The sequence below is a fragment of the Micromonospora sp. NPDC050276 genome, from assembly GCF_044459545.1.
Lineage (GTDB): Bacteria > Actinomycetota > Actinomycetes > Mycobacteriales > Micromonosporaceae > Micromonospora.
The window spans coordinates 214,640-231,447 of the sequence record NZ_JBITJA010000005.1 but is presented as its reverse complement, the minus strand read 5'-3'; the positions used below and the strand labels follow the sequence as shown (position 1 = coordinate 231,447).

The following is a 16,808-nucleotide window of genomic DNA, read 5'->3' as shown; positions in this document are numbered from 1 at the left end:
GGCCAGGCGAACCGGACCCTGACGCTCGGGCCACGGAAGGCGCAGGTTTGCCACCCCGCTGATCGGCGGCCCCGGTCAGGGGCAATAATGACGGCGTGACTGCGGCCCCAGCCATTGACAAGAGCCGGATCCACTCTCTGACCCGACCAAACATGGTCAGCGTCGGGACGATCGTGTGGCTCTCCAGCGAACTCATGTTCTTCGCGGCGCTGTTCGCGATGTACTTCTCGATCCGCGCAGCTGCGCCGGAGCAGTGGGAGAAGCACACCGAGGCGCTGAACATCCCGTACGCGACCACCTTCACGGTGATCCTGGTGCTGTCCTCGGTGACGTGCCAGCTTGGCGTCTTCGCGGCGGAGAAGGGTGACGTCCACGCGCTGCGGCGCTGGTTCACCGTCACCTTCGTGATGGGCCTGATCTTCGTTCTCGGCCAGCTGAACGAGTACCGGCACCTGGTCGAGGACGGCATCAAGATCAACGGAGACGGGTACGGGTCGGTGTTCTACCTGACCACCGGCTTCCACGGTCTGCACGTGACCGGTGGTCTGATCGCCTTCATCATCTTCATGGTCCGTACGACCATGGGCCGGTTCACTCCGGCGCAGGCGACGTCGGCGATCGTCGTGTCGTACTACTGGCACTTCGTCGACGTCGTGTGGATCGGGCTGTACGCCATGATCTACTGGCTCCAGTGATCTTGCGCGTCACATTCCGCGCTGCTGCTCCGTCCCCTGAGACAGGTCCAACCGGTTAAGGACACCGCTCATGACTTCTGACAACGACCGCCGACGCGGTCTGCTCGCGCGGTTGCGCGAGCGGCCCGCCGCGCGCAGCAGGGGCCGCCGCCGGCTGGGCGCCGCGGTCCGGCTGATCGCCGCGCTGATGCTGGCCGGCGGCGCATACACCGTCTTCGCCCCAGGTGCCCAGGCCCAGGACAACCCGCAGCTGACCGGCGCCGCCGCAGAGGGCAAGGCGCTGTTCGACGTGAGCTGCGTGACCTGCCACGGCCGCAACGCCCAGGGTGTCGAGGGCCGCGGGCCGAGCCTGATCGGCGTCGGCGCGGCATCGGTCGAGTTCCAGGTCAGCTCCGGGCGGATGCCGCTGGCCCGCCAGGAGGCCCAGGCGCACCGCAAGCCGCCGGTCTTCACCGACGAGCAGACCCGCCAACTGGCCCAGTACATCCAGGAGCTTGGCGGCGGCCCGGTCGTGCCCGAGGGCGACGACCTCCGCGAGGACGGCAACGTCGCGGCCGGCGGTGAGCTGTTCCGGATCAACTGCTCGCAGTGCCACGCGTTCGGTGGCGGCGGCGGTGCGCTCTCCTCGGGCAAGTTCGCCCCGAGCCTGCACCCCGCGACCGACCGCCAGATCTACGCGGCAATGCTGAGCGGCCCGCAGAACATGCCGGTGTTCGGCGACAACCAGCTTCGGCCGGAGCAGAAGGCCGACATCATCGCCTACATCCAGGAGACGCTGAAGCACGACCAGGACCCGGGTGGGTTCAACCTCGGGCGGTACGGCCCGTCCACCGAGGGTCTGGCGATCTTCCTGGTTGGCATCGTGGCGCTCGTCTTCGCTAGCCTGTGGATTGCGGGCAAGTCGTGATCGAGCGGAGCATCCGATTCAGTGCTGTGGTGCCGCTCGGCGCCACCCGTAGCGAGGTGACGGCATGAGCACCCACACCGAGCACCAGGCCCCGCAGGGCCGGGAGCCGCTCGACGTGAACGACCCCAAGCTGACCCGGTTCGACATCGTTCGTGAGGGCGCGCGCCGGGACGACATCGAGATCGTCCACTACGAGCCGCAGGTGCTGCCGGGCACCAAGGCGGAGCGTCGGCTGACCCGGGTGGTCGCCGGCTTCTTCCTGATCACCGGGCTGGCCGCGACCGCCTTCCTCGCCATCTACATCTGGTGGCCGTGGAAGTACGAGGCGGGCCGTGGCGGCGACAAGTTCTACACCCCGCTGCTCGGTCTCACCCTCGGCGTGGCGCTGCTCGCCGTCGGCTTCGGCATCCTGACCTGGGGCAAGAAATTGCTGCCCAAGGAGGTCTCGATCCAGGACCGGCACGAGGGTCAGGTGGATGAGGAAGGCCGCACCATCACCGGCCAGACCATGCTCTACATGGCCGACGAGCTGGGTGTGAAGCGTCGCCCCCTGCTCGGCATCTCGCTGCTGGCCGGCCTCGCGCCGGTCGCCGCGGTCGCGGCGGCACCGCTGGTCGGTGGCCTGATCTCGCAGCCGCACAAGAACAACCAGATGTTCACCACCGGGTTCGCCGCGGCCGAGGGCGGCCAGCGGATCCGCCTGGTCCGCGAGGACGGCCGGCCGATCCGCCCGGCGGACATCAGCACCGGTGGGCAGCTGACCGTCTTCCCCGGCATCGACCACGGCGTGAGCAACAAGCACGCCGACTCGCCGACGCTGCTGATCCACCTTCGTGACTCCGACGCGCAGGAGTCGCGCCGGGCCAACGAGCGGGTCGGCCACGGCGACTACATGTGGGGCAACTACGCGGCGTTCTCCAAGATCTGCACGCACGCCGGCTGCCCGGCCAGCCTCTACGAGCAGCAGACCAACCGGCTGCTCTGCCCGTGCCACCAGTCCCAGTTCCTGATCACCGACAACGCCCGGCCCATCTTCGGCCCCGCCAGCCGGCGGCTGCCGCAGCTGCCGATCGAGGTGGACTCCGAGGGCTTCTTCGTGGCGAAGTCCGACTACACCGAGACCGTCGGGCCTGATTTCTGGGAGCGGCCATGAAGCGTCGAAAGTTTGACCTTGCGGCGACGCCGGGCAAGGCCGCGGTGGGAGTGGACGACCGCTTCGCGGTGGCCACCCCGCTGCGCAAGCTGCTGAACAAGGTCTTCCCGGACCACTGGTCCTTCCTGCTCGGCGAGATCGCGCTGTTCTCGTTCATCGTGCTGCTGCTGACCGGTGTGTTCCTCACCTTCTTCTTCGAGCCGGCGATGACCGAGGTGGTCTACGACGGCAGCTACGCGCCGTTGCAGGGCACGCCGATGTCCGCCGCGTACGCCTCCAGCCTGGACATCTCGTTCGACGTCCGGGGCGGTCTGGTGATGCGGCAGATGCACCACTGGGCGGCGCTGCTGTTCATGGCCGCGATCGTCGTGCACATGCTGCGGGTCTTCTTCACCGGAGCCTTCCGCAAGCCGCGCGAGACCAACTGGATCATCGGTTCGCTGCTGTTCTGGGTCGGCTTCCTGGCCGGCTTCACCGGTTACTCGCTGCCGGACGACGGCCTGTCCGGCACCGGCCTGCGGATCGCCTCGGCGATCATGCTGTCCATCCCGGTGATCGGCTCCTGGGTCACGTCGTCGATCTTCGGTGGCGAGTTCCCGGGCACGATCATCATCAGCCGGTTCTTCATCGCCCACGTGCTGCTCATCCCGGGTCTGCTGGTCGCGCTGATCAGCGTCCACCTGGGCCTGGTCTTCAAGCAGAAGCACACCCAGTGGCCCGGCCCCGGCCGGACCAACAACAACGTGGTCGGCGAGCGGATGTTCCCCCGGTACGCGCTGAAGCAGGGCGGCTTCTTCATGGTCGTCTTCGGCGTCATCGCGCTGATGGGCGGTCTGTTCCAGATCAACCCGATCTGGCTGTTCGGCCCGTACGAGGCGTGGGTGGTCTCGGCCGCCAGCCAGCCCGACTGGTACGTCATGTTCCTCGACGGCTCGACCCGACTCATGCCGGCCTGGGAGATCAACATTCCGATCGGCGACGGGTACGTCATTCCGCCGCTGTTCTGGCCGACGGTCGTACTGCCCGGCATCCTGGTGGGCCTGTCGACGATGTACCCGTTCCTGGAAGCCCGGCAACTCAAGGACCGCAAGAGCCACAACCTGCTCGAGCGTCCCCGGGACGCGCCGGCCCGGACCGCGGTTGGCGCCATGGCCGTCGCGTTCTACATCGTGCTGACGCTCTCCGGCGCCAACGACGTGATCGCGGACAAGTTCCAGATCAGCCTGAACGCGATGACCTGGGCGGGCCGGATCGGTCTGCTGGTGGTCCCGCCGCTGGCGTACTACGTCACGTACCGGCTCTGCCTGGGTCTGCAGCAGCACGACCGGGAGGTGCTCGCGCACGGCGTGGAGACCGGTATCATCCGGCGCCTGCCGGACGGCCGGTTCGTCGAGGTGCACCAGCCGCTCAGCGCGTCGAACGGGCACGCGGACGGTCACGGCCAGCTGGAGTACGTCGGCTGGGTCGTGCCGAAGAAGATGAACCGGCTGGGCGCCCTCGGGCCGGCCATCCGGGGCTTCTTCTACCCGATCGAGAAGCCGGTCGAGGCGCCGGTCTCCCCGGGGCACCCGCCGGTCGAGGCCCGACCCGAGCGCGAGGAGATCGGCAGCGGCGAGCGCCGCTAACCGCCCCAGCGCACCGTTACGTGACGCCCGCCGGTTCTCCGGCGGGCGTCACGTCGTTTCCGTACCGGACGCCCATCCGAGGCGGAGTCGGACGGCCACGGCGGGACCGGCCGACCCCGCGCGACGGGCGATCGCAGGAATAACCCCGGTGAGCCGGGTATCCGTGCGGTCCAACGTCTCAAGGGGGGGAAGCATGTTGGGTATCAAACGCCTCGGCCTGTTGGCCGCGCTGGTACTGGTCGGTGTCGCGCCGGCCGCGGCCGCGCAGGCCGCGGCACAGCCGTCGACGCAGGACACCCAGTACCTGCAGGCGGTACACCAGGTCAACCTGTTCGAGATCACCGCTGGTGACCTGGCCCAGCAGAAGGGTCAGGACCAGGGGGTCAAGGACCTGGGCGCGATGCTGAAGACCGACCACACCCAGCTGGACCAGACGGTGCAGCAGACCGCGTCCCAGCTCGGTGTGGAACTGCCGAACGAGCCCAGCGCCGATCAGCAGGCGGTCATCGACCAGCTGAACAACGCCAGCGGTGCGGAGTTCGACCGGCTCTGGGTGACCAGTGAGCTGGCCGGTCACGTCCAGGCCATCCAGGCCACCCAGACGGAGATCTCGCAGGGCTCCGAGCCGTCGGTGGTCCAGTTGGCCCAGACGGCGCTTCCGACGCTGCAGGCGCACTACGACGAGCTGGTACAGCTCGCCAACCAGTTGGGCATCCCGGTTCCGCAGACCAGCCCCAGCGGTACGCCCAGCCCGGGCGGCACCGGCACTGAGTCGCCGGCTCCGGGCGGCACCGGCACTGAGTCGCCGGCTCCGGGCACCGGCACCGAGTCGCCGGCTCCGGGCGGCGGCACCACCGAGGTGCCGGCTCCCAGCGAGAGCTGACGTAGCCGCAGCAGACGGCCGGTCCACCCGCGCGGTGGACCGGCCGCCCTGCGTACCGGGGTCAGTCGGCGTTGGCCAGGCCGATCGCGAACGCCTCTTCCAGGTCGTGCTGGGAGTACGCCCGGAACGCGATGTGCGATTCGGTGTTGAGCACGCCCGGCACCTTGGAGATGCTGCCCGCGATGACCTGGGCGATCTGGTCGAACTCGCGGACCCGGACGATGGCGATGAGGTCGACGTGCCCGGCCACCGAGTAGACCTCGCTGACACCGGGAAGGTTGGCCAGGGTTTCCGCCACCTCGGGGATCGCATCGGTGGCGCAGTCGATCAGCACGATCGCGGTGATCACGGGGCATTTCTCCGTTCGTCGGCGTCGTCGCCCATGCTAGATGTTCCAGCGCGGGGCCGGAGGCGGGAGCCGTCGGGGCTCAGCCCTGGGCGGCGCCGGGCACGGTCAGATCGCTCCCGGCCCGGATCGCGTCGCGCAGCCGCTCGCCGTGGTGCACCGCCGCACGCGGCCACACCACCGCGCGGCACACCTCCCCGTCCACCCGCGCGCCCGCGCCGACCACCGACTCCACGCACCGGCCGGTCACGATCGCGGTCGGGTCGACGAGAGTGCCGCCGGCCGCGGCGTGCAGGTTGGCCGCCAGGTAGTCGGCCGGGGTGCCGGTGTCGAAGAAGGTGCCCGGATAGGGCACCACTTCCAGGGCGCCCGCCGCCTCGGCCGGCCGCCACACCGCCCGGACCAGGTCCGAGAAGACCACCGGCAGGTCGCGGACCAGCCGCCAGGGCAACAGTGAGAAGCCGGTGAAGCAGTGCCCGGCAAAGGTGCCCGGAGCCGCCGGGTCCGCGGCGGGCTGACCGAGCAGGCGTACGGTGTGCCCGTCCCAGCCGTCGAGCAGGGCGGCCACGTCCGGGCCCGGGGGAGCGGCCGGGTCGGCGAGGTACGCGTCGGCGTTGCCGACCAGCACCGGCCGCCCGTCGATCCAGTCCCGCAGATTGGCCACCCCGCCCGCGGTGCCCAGCGGGTCACCCGGCTCCACGGACAGGTGCGCGCGGTCGCCGACGTACGCCACCACCTGGTCGCCGAGGTAACAAGCGTTCACCGCGACCCGGTCGGGACCGGTCAGGCCCAGGCCGGCCAACCGCGTCAACGCCCGTTCCAGCAGGGGCACGTTGCCCACCGGGCAGAGTGCCTTGGGCACCCGTTCCGTGAGCGGACGCAGCCGGGTGCCCTCGCCGGCGGCGAGCACCACCGCGCACAGCTCCGCCGGCACCCCGACCGCGCCGGTCATGGCATCTCGTCGGGCACCGGTGGCGGGAACTGCCCGGCCAACGGCCCGATGTCGTAGTAGGCGAGCAGCCGGGCCGTCGGCCAGGTCAGCTTGGGCAGGTCGTCCAGGGGATGCCAGGCGGCCTCGAAGACCTCCCCACCGTCGACGGTCAGCTCGGTGCTCGACGCCGGGACCTCGGTCTCGAAGACCATGTCCACCCAGCCCTTGGCGTGCACGATCGCGTTCGGCACCGCCGGGCGCAGCCGGGACGGGGGGAGCCGGACGCCGGACTCCTCGAACAGCTCGCGGGCCGCGCCGACCACCGGGGCCTCGCCCCGGTTGAGCAGACCGGCGGGGAGTGACCAGCCCTTGCCGGGTGGCTGGCGCAGCATCAGCAACCGACCCGCGCCCGTCGCCTCGGCGTCCCGGACCAGGGTGACCGCGCCGACGATGTACTTGGGCACGGCCAGCCGCACCAGGCGCCGACGCACCGGCAGCGGCAGCCGATAGAAGGCCTGGTAGAAGACGGCCCGACCGGTGGCGCGGGAGCGGGGGATCATGACTCCAGGCTAGTGGTCACGAATGTCCTTCGGACGCGCTGGGGCCCGCCGGGTCACTGTCGATGGTCGACCAGGTCGATGAGCTGGCGGACCACGGTGTCCGGTTCGATCACCCGGTCGAAGACCGCGACCAGCAGGGTCTCCAGGTCGGGGTAGCCCAACTCCTCGGAGAGGCGCAGCAGCGGCAGGTCACTGGCCAGGCCCCGGTTGTGCTGGCGCAGGGCGAGCCCGATGGTGGCCCGACCGAGGCGGACCTTGTCACTGATCGTGATGCCCGGCTCGGTGTGCTCGGCGAACCACCGGTTGATCTGCATCTGCGCGTGCGGCGACTTGACGAAGCTCAGCCATTCCCGGCGGGGACCGCGCGGCGCCACACCGGCCTCGAAGCCGTTGTCGCCGTCGTTCTCGGTGAAGATCTCCACCACGTCGCCCTCGTCCAGCTCGGAACTGAGCGGGGCTAACCGACCGTTGATCCGTGCGGCGAGGCAGTGGTCGCCCCGGTCGTTGCCCAGCTCGTAGGCGAGGTCGACCGGCGTCGCGCCGGCCGGCAGCACGACCTGCCGCCCGTCGGAGAAGACCTGGATCTGCCCCTCGGCGAGGTCGCAGCGCAGCGACTCGTAGAACTGTGCCGGGTCGGCGGCGTCCGGCTCCCAGTCCAGCACCCGGCGCAGCCAGTCCAACTGCTCGGCCCGGGCCGCCGCACTGCTGCTGCCCGAGCGGGGGAACCGGAAGTCGGCGGCGATGCCGTACTCGGCCGAGCGGTGCATCTCCTCGGTGCGGATCAGCACCTCCACGGTGCGGTCCTGCGGGCCGCAGACGCTGGTGTGCAGCGAACGGTAGAGGTTGTTCTTCGGTGAGGCGATGAAGTCCTTGAAACGGCCGGGCACCGGTCGCCAGGTGCCGTGGATCGCGCCCAGGGCGGCGTAGCAGTCGGTCGCCGGGCCGTCGACCACCACCACGATCCGGGGCAGGTCGTACGGGGCGGTGTGACCGCCGGCGATGGTGTCCTTCCAGATCGAGTAGAGGTGGCGTGGCCGGGGGCTCACCTCGGCGTCGACCCGGCTGCGGCGCAGCGCCACCCGGGCCCGGGTGACCACCGAGTCGAGGTAGCTGTCCCAGCCCGGCCGGTCGTGCACGTGCCGGGCCAGCCGGGCGTGCTCGTCGGGCTCGAGGTGCAGCAGCACCACGTCGTCCAGCTCGCGCTTGAGGGTCTGGATGCCCAGCCGGTCGCAGAGCGGGACCAGCACCTCCTGGGTCTTGCGGGCGATGCGTTCCCGCGACGACGCCGAGCGCACCCCGAGCGTGCGCATGTTGTGCAGCCGGTCGGCGAGCTTGATGATCAGCACCCGGACGTCCTTGGCGGCCGCGACGATCATCTTGCGGATCGTCTCCGCCTCGGCGGCCTTGCCGTAGAACGCCTTGTCGAACTTGGTCACCCCGTCGACCAGGTGGGCCACCTCGCCGCCGAAGTCCTCGGAGAGCGCCTGGAGGGTGTAGCGGGTGTCCTCCACGGTGTCGTGCAGCAGCGCCGCGACCAGGGTGGTGGTGTCCATGCCCAGCTCGGCGCAGATCTGCGCCACCGCGAGAGGGTGGGTGATGTACGGTTCCCCGCTCTTGCGGAACTGCCCGCGGTGCATGTTTTCCGCGATCGTGTAGGCACGGCGCAGCACCGCGGGGTCGGTGCCGGCGTGGATGCCCCGGTGGGTGCGGACCAGCTGGGTGACCGGGTCGGAGTCGGTGGTCGGCCAGCTGAGCAGCGACCGCAGCCGGCGGGCGAGCGGCAGCTCACCCGGCTGTGTCGGCAGGGCGCCCCCCAGGGCGGCGCCGTGTCCGGCGTCGACGTCCACGAGGGACACCTCCTCACCCCGGCTCCACACCGCCGGGACCCGGCGGCGGGAGCAGGCCCACGAAACGGGCAGGACTGCACTTCTCTAACAGCCTAAGCGAGTCGACGTAGTCCGATCGGTCAGTTGGTCATGAGCGTTCGGTCGAGAGTTGGTGGGACGCGCCGTTCTCGGCCTTCGCCAGCAGGTCACGGAACCGGCCCGCGCCAGTCGCCGGAGAGGACCAACCGGAGGACATCTCGACGAGTCGGGTCTCCGGTCGCTCCAACCAGGACAGGATTCGCTCGGACTCCTCGGCGGTCGCCGCCGGCACCGGGCCGTGCCCGCCCGACACCGTCTCCGCGGTGGCCCGGATCGTGGTCAACGTGGGCCGCGGGTGCGCGCCCGGCGGGGACACCCCCGCGCCGGCCAGCCGGCCGTGCCGGACCAGCGCCAACTCCCAGCCGCCCCGGGCGGCCGGCCGGGCCGCGGCCAGCTCGACGATCCCGGTCAGCGCGGCCAGCCGCTGCATCCGCAGGGTGGCCCGCAGCACGGCCGCCAGCCGGGACCGCACCACGGCGGCCTCCTCGTAGCGCTGGTCGCGGGCGAGCACGTCGATCCGGGCGAGCAGCGCGTCCACCACCGGCTGGGGGTCGCTGGCCGTGGCGGTGCGGAAGGGCGCGGCGGCGCTGTGGTCGTACTCCTCAGGGGTGATCTTGTGCTCGCAGGGTGCCGGGCAGCGACCCAGCTCGGCCAGCGCGCAGGCCGGCGTGACGGTGCGCAGCGAGAGCCGGTGCGTGCACTGGCGCAGCGGCACCGCGTCGTGGAAACCGGCGGCGGCCAGCTCGGCGGCCCGCCGGGAGGTGAACGGCCCGAGGTACGCGGTGTCGGTGGGGGAGAGGTCGCGGACGATCGACAGGCGAGGGTACGGGCCGTCGGTCAGCTTGAGCCAGACCATCCGTTCCGGATATTTGCTCCGCCGGTTGTACGGCGGGGCGTGCGCGGCGATCAACCGCAGCTCGCGGACCTCCGCCTCCAACGAGTGGGCGCACTCCACCGCCTCGACCCGCTCGGCCGCGCCCAGCATCTCGGAGATCCGGGCCCGCTTCTCGCCCGCGGTGAAGTAGCTGCGCACCCGGGTGGCGATGTCGACGGAGGTGCCCACGTAGAGCGGTCGGTCGTCGGCGGCCCGGAAGATGTAGACCCCGGGAACCTTGGGCAGCCCCTCGGCCAGGTGCCGTTTGCGGCGTTGGGTCGGGGTGACCGCGCGGGCGAACTCGATGGCGTCGCCGACGGTGTCCACCCGGTGCCCGCCGAGCCGACCGATCAGCCCGTGCAGCACGTCGACGGTGGCCTTCGCGTCGTCCAGGGCCCGGTGCGTGGGCTGGGTCGCGGTGCGGAAGTAGGCGGCCAGGGTGCCGAGCTTGCGGTTGGGCACCTCGTCACGGGTCAGCACCCGGCGGGCGAGCGCCGCCGTGTCCAGCACCCGGGGGTTGGGCCAGCGGTAGCCGTGTTTCGCGCAGGCGGCCTTGAGGAAGCCCACGTCGTACGGGGCGTTGTGGGCCACCAGCACCGCGTCGTCGATGAACTCCAGGAAGCTCGGCAGCACCTGCTCGATCGGTGGCGCCGGCACCAGCATGGCCTGGGTGATGCCGGTCAGCACGGTGATGAAGGGCGGAATCGGCTGCCCCGGGTTGACCAGGGTCGCCAGCACGCCCAACTGCTCGCCGCCGCGCACCTTGACCGCGCCGATCTCGGTGATGCCGCCGCCGTCCGGCGCGCCGCCGGTGGTCTCCAGGTCGACCACCACGAAGGTGGTGGCGTAGAGCGGCAGCGCCGGGTCCACCCCGCCCACCGCCGGGTCGAGACCGGCCAGTGACTCCTGGACGTACTCCGCCTGTGCCATCGGCGGCACGCTAGCGCCCCGGTCCGACACTCCCGTCGCAGCCGCCCCACCCGTCACCATGGGGCTAGGATGAGAGATCGGCTCACTCACCGGGCGGTGGGCCCGGTCGCGGTGGGAGACTTGCCACATGCCCCTCACCGAGCCGTACGACGACCACCTCCCGCAGGAGGATCAGGTCGCGCTCGACGGTGCCCTGGGCAACCCGGACGACAACGTAGTCAGTGACACATCTGGCGCATCCGACCCGACGACGGGCGACGGCCCCGGTGTCGAGCCGGAGCCGACCCTGCCCGAGCCGGTCCGGCAGCGGATCGTGACACTGACCGCGGCGGTGCTGCCCACCCTTCCCGCCGACGAGGTGCCGGTGCCGTTGCGCCGGGTGGCCAAGTTCGCCCCCAACCGGCGGGCCCGGCTCGGTGCGCCGGCCATCGCCGCCCAGCTCGCCGCCGATCCGCTGTTTCGACAGCGGGTCACCGCACGGGTCCTGGCCGACGCCGGTGATCTCGGTGCGGCCGTGGTCGAGGGCACGGCTCCGGCCGCCGCCGACCCGGTCGAGGTGGCCGCGCTGGCCTACCTGGCCCGCCCCCGTGGCTGGCGGGAGCTGATCGACGCCAGCGGCGCGGCCGTGCGCGCCGAGGCGGACAGCGCCGTCGTCGCCGAGTTGGTCCGCGAGGCCGAGCAGCGGGCCACCCGCGCCGAGCACGACCGCGCGGTGGCCCGGGTCGAGGCCGACAAGCTTCGCGACGAGCTGGCCCGTGTCCGCGAGGAGTTGGGCCAGCTGCGCGAGGAGTCCCGGCAGGTGGCCCGCACGCTGCGGGAGACCCAGGCCCGCGAGCGGAAGGCCACCGAGCTGCTGGCCACCGAGCGCGGCCGGGCCGCCCGCGCCAGCGCCGACGTGGACGCCGAACTGCGCCGCGCCCGAGCCCGACTGGCCGAGGCCGAGGCCGCCGCCGGGGTGGCCCGGGCCAGCGCCAAGGAGGCGCGTTCGGTCGACGACGCCCGGCTGTGGCTGCTGCTGGAGACCATCGGCCAGGCCGCCGTCGGGTTGCGCCGGGAGTTGGCGCTCGACCCGGTCGACAAGCTCCCCGCCGACTTCGTCGCCGACGCGTACGCCGAGCAGCCGGGCACCGCCCCGGCCAGCCCCGCCACCCGGGCCCGCGACACCGACGACCCGGCCCGACTCGACCAGCTGCTCGCCCTGCCCCGGGCGCACCTCGTGGTGGACGGTTACAACGTCACCAAGCGCGGCTTCGGTGAGATGTCCCTGGAGCAGCAGCGCAAACGCCTGATCACCGGGCTGGGCGGGATCGCCGCGCAGACCGGCGACGAGGTCACCGTGGTCTTCGACGGCGCCGAGCGGATGCACGGGCTGCCGCCCGCGCCGCGCGGCGTGCGGGTGCTCTTCTCCCGCAAGGGCGAGACCGCCGACGAGCTGATCCGGCGGCTGGTCCGCGCCGAGCCGGCGGGCCGGCCGGTGGTCGTGGTCTCGTCGGACCGCGAGGTCGCCGACGGGGTACGCCGGCACGGGGCGTACCCGTTGGGAGCGGACTCGCTGCTGCGGAGGCTCGCCCGCTCCTGACCCTTCCCTGTCGTACCCGAGGGCTAGCGTTGCCGCTGTCGTCGACGGGAGGAAGTTGCCATGACCCAGGACAACGCCATGGTCTTCGTCGACAGAGACCTGCGGGGTGCCCGGTTCACCAGATCGACCCTGGCCGGCGCGGTGATGCGCGGCGTCGACGTGAGTGGCCTGGACATCGACGCGCCGTGGCTGGCCGAGTCCGCGCTGCTGGTCAACGGGGTCGATGTGGTGCCACTCGTCGAGGCCGAGCTCAACCGGCGGTTCCCCGGCCGCGAGCTCCGGCAGGCCAACGACCCCGCCGACCTCCGGGCGGCGTGGGCGGCGCTCGAACGGGCCTGGGCGGCGGGGGTCGACCGGGCCCTGTCCATGCCCGAGGGCGCGGTCGACGTCTCGATCGACGGGGAGTGGTCGTTCGCGCAGACCCTGCGCCATCTCGCGTTCGCCGCGGACGCGTGGTTGGGCAAGGCGATCCTGCGCCGGCCGCAGCCGTTCCACCCACTCGGTCAGGCACATGTCGAATACGAGACCGACGGCTTCGACATGTCGGTCTTCGCCACGGAGCAGCCGACCTTCGACGCGGTCCTCCAGGTGCGCGCCGAGCGGCAGGCCATGGTGCGCGACTTCCTGGCGACCGCCACGCCGGAGTTGCTCGCCGAGTCCCGGCCGAGTGCCTGGTGGCCCGAGCACATCGTGTCCGTCCTGCACTGCGTTCACGTGATCTTGGGCGAGGAGTGGCAGCACCTCCGCTTCGCGCTGCGTGACCTCGACGCGCAGGGCTGAGACGGCGGGACGGCGCAGTCTCGCCCGACCGCCGGCCGACCGACACGGGTTGGGCGAAGTCGCGGTGTCCGGGCGGTCAGGATGGCCCGATTTCGCTGATCTGGAGTGGATCTAGCCCCGAAACGGTCGGACGGACGGGATTTCTGTCGTACCCGGTGGTTAGCGTCGATGTGACCGACGGTGCTCGGTCGGCGACGACTGGGCGTCGGCCGGGCACCGCGAGCCGACCAGGAGGCGTGATGCTCATCGACTGCGACCGGTGCGCGAAGCGGGCCGACGGCTGCTCCGGCTGCCCGCTGACCGCCCTGTTCGACGAGACGTCCCCGGCGGCCGGGCTGGTCGCCGCCGAGGTCGAGGCCATCGAGGTGCTGGCCCGGGCCGGCTTCGAGGTGGACGTGCTGGCCGCGCCCGCGCGACCGGAGGCGGCTCGCCGCCGGGCCAACCGCCGGGTCGCCTGAGCGCGACACCGTGCCCGGCAGCGGGCTTTTCGCGGGCCATAGGATGGGCGGTCACGGCGGGAGGAGCGGGGCGATGGGCGGGGCACGACAGGCGGTGACGCGGTGACCCCGCGCGGCTGGGCGCTGCTGGCCCTGGCCGGGCTGACCATCGCGCTGGTCGTGCTGGCCGCGCTACTCATCCCGTGGCACCGCCCGCCGGCACCTCGGGCCGACCAGCTCGCCGCGCTGCGCGACCTGCCCGCCGAGCAGGTGGCCAAGGGTCGGGAGTTCCGCGCCGCGCTGCGCCCCGGCGGCTACGCCGCGCTCGCCGTTGGGCTGCTGGTCGCCCTCGCGCTCGGGTTGACCCCGCTGGGCAGTCGCCTGGTCGAGCTGGTGGGCCGGCCGTTCGGTGGGCACTGGGCCGCGCAGGCAGTGCTCGGCGGGCTGGCGGTGGTGCTCGTCGCCGACCTGGTGACGCTCCCGTTCGCCGCCTGGCGGCAGAGTGTGCTCACCCGCTACGGGTTGAGCACCAACGGCTGGAGCGGCTGGGCGGTCGACCTGCTCAAGTCGTACGCCGTCAGCGCGGTGATCGGCGCGGTGGCGCTGTTCGGCTTCTACGCGGTCATCCGGCTCGCGCCGCGCTGGTGGTGGGCGTTCGGCGCGGCCGGCGCCGCGGTGCTGGTGGTGCTGCTGTCGTTCGTGCTGCCGGTGCTGGTGGAGCCGGTGTTCAACCGGTTCACCCCGATGGAGCAGGGCCCGCTGCGCACCGAGCTGATGAGCATGGCCGCCCGCGACGGGGTGCCGGTGCGTGACGTGCTGGTCGCCGACGCCTCCCGCCGCACCAGGGCGGTCAACGCGTACGTCTCCGGTCTCGGGCCGACCCGACGAGTCGTGGTCTACGACACGCTGTTGCACGAGGCGACCCCGGCCGAGGTGACCGCCGTGGTGGCGCACGAGTTGGGGCACGCGAAGGACTCCGACGTGGCGGTCGGCACGCTGACCGGGGCGCTGGGTGCCGCGGCGGCCGTGGTGGCGCTCTACCTGCTCGGCTCGTGGGGGCCGCTGCTGCGGCTGGCCGGTGTCGACTCGGTGGCCCAACCGCGCGCGTTTCCGCTGCTCGTCGCCCTGGTCACGGTGGCCGGCCTGGTCGCCGCCCCGGTGCAGGCGCTGATGTCCCGACGGGTGGAGGCGCGGGCCGACGCGCATGCTCTCGCGCTCACCAACGACCCGGAGTCCTTCGAGTCGATGCAGCGCCGGCTCGGCTCGGTCAACCTCGGCGATCCCGACCCGCCCCGCTGGGAATACCTCTATTCGGCCTCACATCCGTCCACCGTGGAGCGGATGGCCGCCGCCCGAGCGTACGCCCGGGAGGCCGGCCGATGAGCCGCACTCTGCTGATCACCAACGACTTTCCGCCTCGTCCGGGTGGGATCCAGTCCTTTGTGCACAACCTCGCTGTCCGCCAACCGGCCGGCTCGGTGGTCGTCTACGCGTCGAGCTGGCGCGGGGCCGCGAAGTTCGACGCCGACCAGCCGTACGAGGTGATCCGGGAGCGCACCCGGGTGTTGTTGCCCACCCCGCTGATCGCCCGCAGGGCGGCGCGGCTGGCTCGCGCGTACGACTGCGACACGGTGTGGTTCGGCGCGGCGGCCCCGTTGGGGCTGCTCGCCGGCGGCCTGCGGCGGCGGGCCGGCATCCGCCGGGTGGTGGCGCAGACCCACGGTCACGAGGTCGGTTGGGCGGCGGTGCCGGCCGCCCGGCCGGCGTTGCGGCGCATCGGTCGGGGCGTGGACGTGACCACCTATCTCGGTGAGTACACCCGCAGCCGGTTGGCGCGCGTGCTGGACGGGGTGACCGAGCTGCGCCGCCTCGCGCCCGGGGTCGACGTGGACACCTACCACCCGACCGTGGACGGTGAACAGGTTCGGGCCCGGCTCGGGTTGACCGATCGGCCGGTGGTGGTGTGTGTGTCCCGGCTGGTGCCGCGCAAGGGCCAGGACACGCTGATCCGGGCACTGCCGGAGATCCGCCGCCGGGTGCCGGACGCCGCGCTGCTGATCGTCGGCGGCGGGCCGTACCGGGCGACCCTGGAGAAGCTGGCCCGTCAGACCGGCGTGGAACGGGACGTGGTGTTCACCGGCACGGTGCCGTCGGTCGAGCTACCGGCCCACTACGCCGCCGGCGACGTCTACGCGATGCCGTGCCGCACCCGCAACCGTGGCCTGGACGTGGAGGGGTTGGGCATCGTCTACCTGGAGGCATCAGCGGCCGGCCTGCCGGTGGTGGCCGGTGACTCCGGGGGCGCACCGGACGCGGTCCGCGAGGGGGAGACCGGCTACGTCGTACGCGGTCGGGACGTCGCCCAGCTCGCCGACCGGGTCGCCCGGCTGCTCGCCGACCGGGACCTGGCCCGCCAACTGGGCGCGGCCGGTCGGGCGTGGGTGGAACGGGAGTGGCGCTGGGAGGCGCAGGCGGAACGGATGGCGGCACTGCTCGCCGGCTGATCGCCGCCCGTGATCAGCCCTCCCGGGCCGGCGCGTAGCGCGGCACGTACTCCTGGCCGCTGAGCTGTTGGATCGCCGCCATCACCTCGTCGGTGATCGTCCGGATGTCGCGCGGCCCGTCGATTCGTCCGGCGACCGGGATCGGTGGGCCGAACCGCAGGGTGACGGGGTGTCGGCGGGGCAGCCGCGCGTCGACCGGCAGCACTTCGGCGGTGCCGGTCACGCCGACCGGGATGATCGGCACCTCGGCGTCGCGGGCCAGTCGGGTCATTCCGACGCGACCCCGGTAGAGCCGCCCGTCCGGAGAGCGGGTGCCCTCCGGGTAGACGGCGACGAGGCCGCCGGCCCGCAGCACCGGGATGGCGGCGTCGAGGGCGCGTAGGGCGGCCCGGCCGTCGGCGCGGTCGACCGGGATGGCACCCATGCCGGCGACGATGCGTCGGTTGAGCCAGCCACCCGGACCACGGCCGTTGAAGTACTCGACCTTCGCCCAGAAGGTGACGTGTCGGGGCGTCGCGGTGACGAGGAACAACTCGTCGGCGACGGACAGGTGGTTGCCGGCGAGGATCGCACCGCCGTGTCGGGGCAGATGCTCCAGCCCTTCCACCCGGGGCCGCCAGCCCAGCCGCAGCGTGGTGCCGACGGTCAGCTTGGTGAGGTCGTACAGCAGGGGCACGTG

The 16,808-nt window shown here is 72.0% G+C and carries 16 protein-coding genes; 10 read left to right on the top strand and 6 right to left on the bottom strand.

Annotated elements, in window-relative coordinates; all coding sequences use genetic code 11:
* Positions 1–95: 95 nt before the first annotated feature.
* From ACIBF8_RS12450 to ACIBF8_RS12430, 5 genes are all read left to right on the top strand, one after another.
* On the top strand, positions 96–695 hold the full coding sequence (locus ACIBF8_RS12450) for a heme-copper oxidase subunit III (RefSeq protein WP_124820713.1): 600 nt from the start codon (positions 96–98) through the stop codon (positions 693–695).
* Between the two features lie 70 nt (positions 696–765).
* Complete coding sequence (locus tag ACIBF8_RS12445; protein ID WP_124772806.1) at positions 766–1,602, top strand: cytochrome c; 837 nt, start codon at positions 766–768, stop codon at positions 1,600–1,602.
* 64 nt (positions 1,603–1,666) lie between these two features.
* The gene (locus ACIBF8_RS12440) at positions 1,667–2,755 is read left to right on the top strand and encodes a ubiquinol-cytochrome c reductase iron-sulfur subunit (protein WP_396782745.1); all 1,089 of its coding nucleotides are present in this window, start codon (positions 1,667–1,669) and stop codon (positions 2,753–2,755) included.
* Positions 2,752–4,380, top strand: coding sequence for a cytochrome b N-terminal domain-containing protein (locus tag ACIBF8_RS12435; RefSeq protein ID WP_396782743.1), 1,629 nt, complete (start codon positions 2,752–2,754; stop codon positions 4,378–4,380). Before ACIBF8_RS12440 ends, ACIBF8_RS12435 begins: the two co-directional genes overlap by 4 nt.
* A gap of 193 nt (positions 4,381–4,573) precedes the next feature.
* Positions 4,574–5,263 carry a DUF4142 domain-containing protein gene (locus ACIBF8_RS12430; RefSeq protein ID WP_396782742.1) on the top strand — a complete coding sequence of 230 codons (690 nt, stop codon included), beginning with the start codon at positions 4,574–4,576 and terminating at the stop codon, positions 5,261–5,263.
* Positions 5,264–5,324: 61 nt separating this feature from the next.
* Here ACIBF8_RS12430 and ACIBF8_RS12425 read toward each other — a convergent pair whose 3' ends face one another.
* The 5 genes from ACIBF8_RS12425 to ACIBF8_RS12405 form a co-directional block, all read right to left on the bottom strand.
* Positions 5,325–5,612 (bottom strand): Lrp/AsnC family transcriptional regulator, encoded by a 288-nt coding sequence (locus ACIBF8_RS12425; protein ID WP_396782740.1) that lies wholly within the window; start codon positions 5,610–5,612, stop codon positions 5,325–5,327.
* 79 nt (positions 5,613–5,691) lie between these two features.
* Positions 5,692–6,561 (bottom strand): NDP-sugar synthase, encoded by an 870-nt coding sequence (locus ACIBF8_RS12420; RefSeq protein WP_396782738.1) that lies wholly within the window; start codon positions 6,559–6,561, stop codon positions 5,692–5,694.
* Positions 6,558–7,100 (bottom strand): NUDIX hydrolase, encoded by a 543-nt coding sequence (locus tag ACIBF8_RS12415; protein WP_396782737.1) that lies wholly within the window; start codon positions 7,098–7,100, stop codon positions 6,558–6,560. The genes ACIBF8_RS12420 and ACIBF8_RS12415 overlap by 4 nt, the downstream gene beginning before the upstream one ends.
* Before the next feature lie 53 nt (positions 7,101–7,153).
* Positions 7,154–8,947, bottom strand: a complete 1,794-nt coding sequence (locus ACIBF8_RS12410) for a RelA/SpoT family protein (protein WP_396783110.1) — start codon at positions 8,945–8,947, stop codon at positions 7,154–7,156.
* Between the two features lie 127 nt (positions 8,948–9,074).
* Positions 9,075–10,829: a DEDD exonuclease domain-containing protein gene (locus ACIBF8_RS12405; protein WP_396782735.1), complete on the bottom strand. Its 1,755-nt coding sequence runs from the start codon at positions 10,827–10,829 to the stop codon at positions 9,075–9,077.
* Positions 10,830–10,956: 127 nt separating this feature from the next.
* Here ACIBF8_RS12405 and ACIBF8_RS12400 point away from each other — a divergent pair, with 127 nt between their 5' ends.
* From ACIBF8_RS12400 to ACIBF8_RS12380, 5 genes are all read left to right on the top strand, one after another.
* Positions 10,957–12,408, top strand: a complete 1,452-nt coding sequence (locus ACIBF8_RS12400) for an NYN domain-containing protein (RefSeq protein WP_396782733.1) — start codon at positions 10,957–10,959, stop codon at positions 12,406–12,408.
* Positions 12,409–12,468: 60 nt separating this feature from the next.
* Positions 12,469–13,188, top strand: coding sequence for a DinB family protein (locus tag ACIBF8_RS12395; RefSeq protein WP_396782731.1), 720 nt, complete (start codon positions 12,469–12,471; stop codon positions 13,186–13,188).
* A gap of 239 nt (positions 13,189–13,427) precedes the next feature.
* Positions 13,428–13,646 (top strand): hypothetical protein, encoded by a 219-nt coding sequence (locus tag ACIBF8_RS12390; RefSeq protein WP_396782730.1) that lies wholly within the window; start codon positions 13,428–13,430, stop codon positions 13,644–13,646.
* 102 nt (positions 13,647–13,748) lie between these two features.
* Entirely contained in the window at positions 13,749–15,008 is a 1,260-nt protein-coding gene (locus ACIBF8_RS12385) for a M48 family metalloprotease (RefSeq protein WP_396782728.1), read from the top strand.
* Positions 15,005–16,129 (top strand): glycosyltransferase family 4 protein, encoded by a 1,125-nt coding sequence (locus tag ACIBF8_RS12380; RefSeq protein WP_396782727.1) that lies wholly within the window; start codon positions 15,005–15,007, stop codon positions 16,127–16,129. The genes ACIBF8_RS12385 and ACIBF8_RS12380 overlap by 4 nt, the downstream gene beginning before the upstream one ends.
* Before the next feature lie 13 nt (positions 16,130–16,142).
* Here ACIBF8_RS12380 and ACIBF8_RS12375 read toward each other — a convergent pair whose 3' ends face one another.
* A complete protein-coding gene (locus ACIBF8_RS12375; protein WP_396782726.1) occupies positions 16,143–16,805 on the bottom strand; it encodes a lysophospholipid acyltransferase family protein in 663 nt (220 codons plus the stop codon).
* Positions 16,806–16,808 lie beyond the last annotated feature (3 nt).